Annotated in this window: 3 protein-coding genes; all 3 read right to left on the reverse strand. The window is 61.9% G+C overall.

Going from position 1 to position 5,600, the window contains the following annotated elements:
* On the reverse strand, positions 1–3,165 hold a 3,165-nt coding region (locus ABY948_RS10900), incomplete at its 3' end, for a nitrate reductase subunit alpha (RefSeq protein ID WP_461482565.1).
* 102 nt (positions 3,166–3,267) lie between these two features.
* Positions 3,268–4,932 (reverse strand): MFS transporter, encoded by a 1,665-nt coding sequence (locus ABY948_RS10905; RefSeq protein ID WP_461482566.1) that lies wholly within the window; start codon positions 4,930–4,932, stop codon positions 3,268–3,270.
* A gap of 25 nt (positions 4,933–4,957) precedes the next feature.
* Positions 4,958–5,600, reverse strand: a 643-nt coding sequence (locus ABY948_RS10910; RefSeq protein ID WP_461482567.1) for an MFS transporter, incomplete at its 5' end; no start/stop codon positions are given.

Raw genomic sequence — 5,600 nt, forward strand, 5'->3', positions numbered from 1 at the left:
CAGGTGATCCTGGTAAAACTGCTGGCGACCGGTGATGGTGCGCCAGGGAATAAACTCGTGGACGTTGGTGTAACCGGCGTTGTAGCTGACGTGTTCATCCTCCAGGCCGGACCAGGTGGGGGAGGAGATGATCTTGCGCGGCTGCGCCTGGATGTCGCGGAAGCGGATTTTCTCGTCGTGCTTGGGTTCCGCCAGGTGCTTGTGGTCGCGGCCGGTGAATTTACCGAGGGCCTCCCAGGCTTTCACCGCCACATTGCCGTTGGTTTCCGGTGCCAGACTCAGCACCACTTCGGCGGCGTCGATGGCGCTTTCAATGCGCGGCTGTCCCTGGCTGATGCCCTCCTCGGTGACCTTGTAATTGAGCTTGCGCAGCAGTTCCACTTCCTCATCGGTGTTCCAGCCGATGCCCTTGCCGCCGTTGCCGAGTTTTTCCAGCAATGGCCCCAGGGAGGTGAACTTCTTGTAGGTGTTGGGATAGTCCCGCTCCACCGCCACGATATTCGGTGCGGTCTTGCCGGGGATCAGCTCGCACTCGCCCTTCTTCCAGTCCTGCACCTCGAACGGTTGCGCCAGTTCCCCGGGGGTGTCGTGCAGGGTGGGCACGGTGACGATATCGGTTTCCACCCCGAGGTTGCCATTGAGGGCGGCGACTTCGGAGAACTTTTTGGCGATGCCCTTGTAGATATCCCAGTCGGAGCGCGCCTCCCAGGCGGGATCGGCGGCCTTCGACAGCGGGTGGATAAAGGGGTGCATGTCCGAGGTGTTGAGGTCGTCCTTCTCGTACCAGGTGGCGGTGGGCAGCACGATGTCCGAGTACAGCGCGGTGGAGGACATGCGGAAGTCCAGGGTCACCACCAGATCCAGCTTGCCGACGGGGCCTTTTTCCTCGAAGTCGATTTCCTGGGGAATCAGGTCACTGCCGCGGGCGAAGTTGTCCTCGTTCATGACGCCGTTGTTGGTGCCCAGCAGGTACTTGAGCATGTACTCGTGGCCCTTGCCGGAGGAACCCAGCAGGTTGGAGCGCCAGATAAACATGTTGCGCGGGAAGTTGGCCGGGTTGTCCGGCTGTTCGGCGGCGAACTTCAGCTGCCCGGATTTCAGTTGCTGGACTACGTAATCCTTTGGCTCCATGCCCGCCGCCGCGGCATCCCGGGCGACCTGCAGCGGGTTGCGGTTGAGTTGCGGTGCCGACGGCAGCCAGCCCATGCGCTCGGCCTTGATGTTGTAGTCGAGCATGTGCTCCGGCCACTGGGATTTGTCCGCCAGCGGTGACAGCACCTCGTGGATACTGACCTTCTCGTGGCGCCACTGGGAGCTGTGGTTGTAGAAGAAGCTGGTGCCGTTCATGTGCCGCGGCGGGCGGCTCCAGTCCAGGCCGAAGGCCAGCGGCAGCCAGCCGGTCTGCGGGCGCAGCTTTTCCTGGCCCACGTAATGGGCCCAGCCGCCGCCGGTCTGGCCGATACAGCCACACATGATCAACATGTTGATCAGGCCGCGGTAATTCATGTCCATGTGGTACCAGTGGTTCATGGCGGCGCCGACGATGATCATGGATTTGCCACGGGTTTTGTTGGCGTTGTCGGCGAATTCCCTGGCCACCTGGATCACCCGGTCCCGGGGCACGCCGGTGATTTTCTCCTGCCAGGCGGGGGTGAAGGGGATGTCGTCGTCGTAGCTGGCGGCCACATTGCCGCCGCCGAGGCCGCGGTCGATGCCGTAGTTGGCCATGGTCAGGTCGTAGACGGTGGCGACCCTGGCGGTGGAACCATCGGCCAGTTGAATATCCCGCGCCGGTACCAGTCGCGGCAGAATTTCATCGTGCTCGCAGTAGTTCCAGTGCTCGTTGCGCTCGTCCGCGGCAAAGTGCGGGAAGGACACCGGTACGGTATTGCCGCCAATCAGCGACAGTTGCAGTGTCACCTCGCGGCCTTCACCGCCCTCGCGGTTTTCAATATTCCATTTGCCCTGTTCACCCCAGCGGTAGCCGATGGCGCCCAGCGGTGACACCAGTTCGCCACTGGGTTCGTCCAGGGCGATGGTTTTCCACTCCGGGTTATTGTCCTGGCCGAGACTGCCATTCAGGTCCGAGGCGCGCAGGAAGCGGGTGGGGCAGTAACGACCGTCTTTTTCCTCCAGCAGTACCAGCATCGGCATATCGGAGTAGCGGCGCACGTACTCGGTGAAGTACTCACTGGGTTTTTCCAGGTGGAATTCCTTCAGGATGACGTGGCCGAAGGCCATGCCCAGCGCCGCGTCGGTACCCTGTTTCGGGTTCAGCCAGATGTCGGTCAGCTTGGCCACCTCCGAGTAGTCGGGGGTGATGGAGACGGTCTTGGCACCCTTGTAGCGCACCTCGGTGAGGAAGTGGGCGTCTGGGGTGCGGGTCTGGGGCACGTTGGAACCCCAGGCGATGATGTAGTTGGAGTTGTACCAGTCGGCGGACTCCGGCACATCGGTCTGTTCACCCCAGGTCATCGGCGAGGCCGGCGGCAGGTCGCAGTACCAGTCGTAGAAGCTCAGGCACACTCCGCCGATCAGCGACAGGTAGCGGGCGCCGGCGGCGTAGGACACCATCGACATGGCCGGAATCGGCGAGAAGCCGATGATGCGATCCGGTCCGTACTGCTTGGCGGTGTAGACATTGGCCGCGGCGATGATTTCGTTGACTTCGTCCCAGGAGGAGCGCACGTAGCCCCCCAGGCCGCGCTTGGTCTTGTAGCTGGCGGCGCGCACCGGGTCCTCGACAATAAAGGCCCAGGCATCCACCGGGTTGTCGAACTGTTTGCGGGCGTCGCGCCACAGTTTCAGCAGCGGCTTGCGCACCTTGGGGTACTTGAGGCGGTTGGCGCTGTAGATGTACCAGGAATAGCTGGCGCCCCGGGGGCAGCCGCGCGGTTCGTGGTTGGGCAGGTCCGGGCGGGTGCGCGGGTAATCGGTCTGCTGGGTCTCCCAGGTGATCAGGCCGTTCTTGACGTAAATTTTCCAGCTGCAGGAACCGGTGCAGTTCACCCCGTGGGTGGAGCGCACGATCTTGTCGTGCTGCCAGCGCTGGCGGTAGCTGTTCTCCCACTCGCGGTTCTGGTTGCGGGTCTCGCCGTGACCGTCGGCAAATTCTCCTGTGACGGTTTTCTTGAAGAACTGCAAGCTGTCGAGGAAATGACTCATGACGTTACTCTCTCTATCTTGGTCGGGGCTGGTAAGCCGCCGATTCGGGCTCTATCTCGAATGGCCGGAGGGTTATTCCTCCGGCCTGAGGGATTTCTCCGGTTACGGGTTATAGAACTCACCGTCCTTGTGCAGGGTGAAGTGCTCCCCGCATTTCGGGCATTGCAGATCGGTGTCGCTGCGGTTTTTGCGCAGGTAGAACCACCAGTTGATGCCGATACAGACCGCGTAGAAGGCGGCGAAGCCGATCAGCGCCACTTCCGGGGTGGTGGCGGTAATCTGCTCGCCAATCACCTTGGGGATGTAGAAGGCGCCGTAGGCGGCCACCGCGGAAGTCCAGCCCAGCACCGGACCGGCCTGTTCCTTCGGGAACACCATGGCGATGGTGCGGAAAGTGGAGCCGTTGCCGATGCCGGTGGCGGCGAACAACAGCAGGAACAGCAGGAAGAAGGGCAGGAAGAACTCTTCGGGGCTGGCGGAGTTGTAGGCGGCCTTCATGTAGTAGGCCACGCCCAACGCACTGCCCACCATCACCACGGAGCAGATCTGGGTAACCATGGCGCCGCCCAGCTTGTCGGCAATCCAGCCGCCGACCGGGCGAATCAGGGCGCCGATGAAGGGGCCCATCCAGGCGTACATCAGGGCGCTGGGGCCGTTGACGTTGATGGTGTCGTGGGTCATCACGCCGTCCACCACCACATGCTGGTAGCCGAAGATCACCTTGATGGCCAGCGGGAAGGAGGCGGCAAAGCCGATGAACGAGCCGAAGGTCATGGTGTAGATAACACTCATCACCCAGGTGTGGGGGTTGTTGAAGATCTTGTACTGGCGGGTCAGGCTGGTGCCAATGGCGCCGGGCAGCATCTTCAGCCAGAACACCGTGGAACCGATCACCAGCACCATGACGATTTCCTTGGGCACGCCAAAGCCGGAACCGTTGGCGGACTCCGGCAGCAGCAGCCACAGGCCCACCGCGGCGGTGATGAAGCCGATCAGCAGCATGCCGGCGATCATGCCGAAGCTGGCGACCGGGTTGGGGAGGTCGGGTGACACTTCCTGGGAGCGGATGTTGTTCATGCCGAACCAGCCGGCGAAGGCCAGCGGAATCAGCAGTACCAGCCAGATATAGCCGGCGTTCTGGATCCAGGTCTCGCTGCCGGCGGGAATCTTGCCGATCAGGGTGCCGGAGGTGTTTTCCAGGATCATCGGATCGCCGCCGAACAGGCCGAAGGTCATCACCAGCGGAATCAGGATCTGCATGGTGGTGACGCCGAAATTACCGAGGCCGGCGTTCAATCCCAGCGCCAGGCCCTGCTGCTTCTTGGGGAAGAAGAAGCTGATGTTGGACATGGAGGAGGCGAAGTTGCCGCCGCCGAAGCCGGACAGCAGCGCCAGCGCCTGGAATACCCACAGCGGGGTGTCCTTGTCCTGCAGGGCGATACCGGTGCCCAGGGCGGGGATCATCAACAACGCGGTGGTGAAAAAGATGGTGTTGCGCCCGCCGCATAAGCGGATAAAGAAGCTGCTCGGTATTCGCAGGGTGGCGCCGGTGAGACCGGCGATGGCGGACAGGGTGAACAACTCGGACTTGGCAAAGGGAAAGCCCAGGTTGAGCATCTGCACCGTGATGATGCCCCAGTAGAGCCACACGGCAAAACCGCACAGCAGGCTGGGAATGGAAATCCACAGATTTCGGGTGGCAATTTTTTTGCCCTCGGATTCCCAGAAACTGGCATCCTCGACATCCCATTTTTGTAAATCGGCCATGATGGCGCTCCTCGTGAGTACAGTCTTATAACGTTAAAAAATCGTCGGCTTTCGCCTGGTCCAGCCGGTGACGGAACTCATCCAGCTTAATAGCGTAGAACATCAGCACCATGCAGGCGGCGAGTACGCCGTAGAGCAACATGAAGCAGGAGCTGCGAATGCCGGTGAGATCGGCGGCCAGGCCGAACAGAATCGGCAGCGAACAGCCGCCGAGGGCGCCGATGGCGGCCACGGCGCCGCCCACGACACCGACGTTGTCCGGGTAGTAGTCGTAGATAATCCGGTAGATGCTGGCCTTGCCGAAGCCCATCGCCAGGCCCATCACGAAGGTCAGCAGCACGAACACCCAGAGGTTGATGCGAATACCCAGGAACAGGTCGCGCTCAATGCCGTGGATGGTCATGGTGGTGGGCGGATAGGAGAGGAAGAACAGGCACACCAGGCAGACCCAGAACACTGACCAGTTGATGCGGCGGGCGCCGAAGTTGTCGGCAAACCAGCCGCCCAGAGCCCGAATGATGGCCGCTGGCAGGGTGAACAGCAGGGTGACGAAGGAGGCGGTTTTCAGGTCGAGACCGTATTCGCCCACGTAGTACTGGGGCAGCCACAGGGTCAGGGCCAGGAAGCCGCCGAAGACAAAGTAGTAGTAGAGGCCGAAGCGCCATACC

The sequence above is a fragment of the Porticoccus sp. genome, assembly GCF_041592135.1.
GTDB lineage: Bacteria > Pseudomonadota > Gammaproteobacteria > Pseudomonadales > Porticoccaceae > Porticoccus.

Bases quoted from the DNA above. Each gene is read 5' to 3' on its own strand.
- ABY948_RS10905 (WP_461482566.1), bottom strand. From the start codon at position 4,932: ATGGCCGATTTACAAAAATGGGATGTCGAGGATGCCAGTTTCTGGGAA.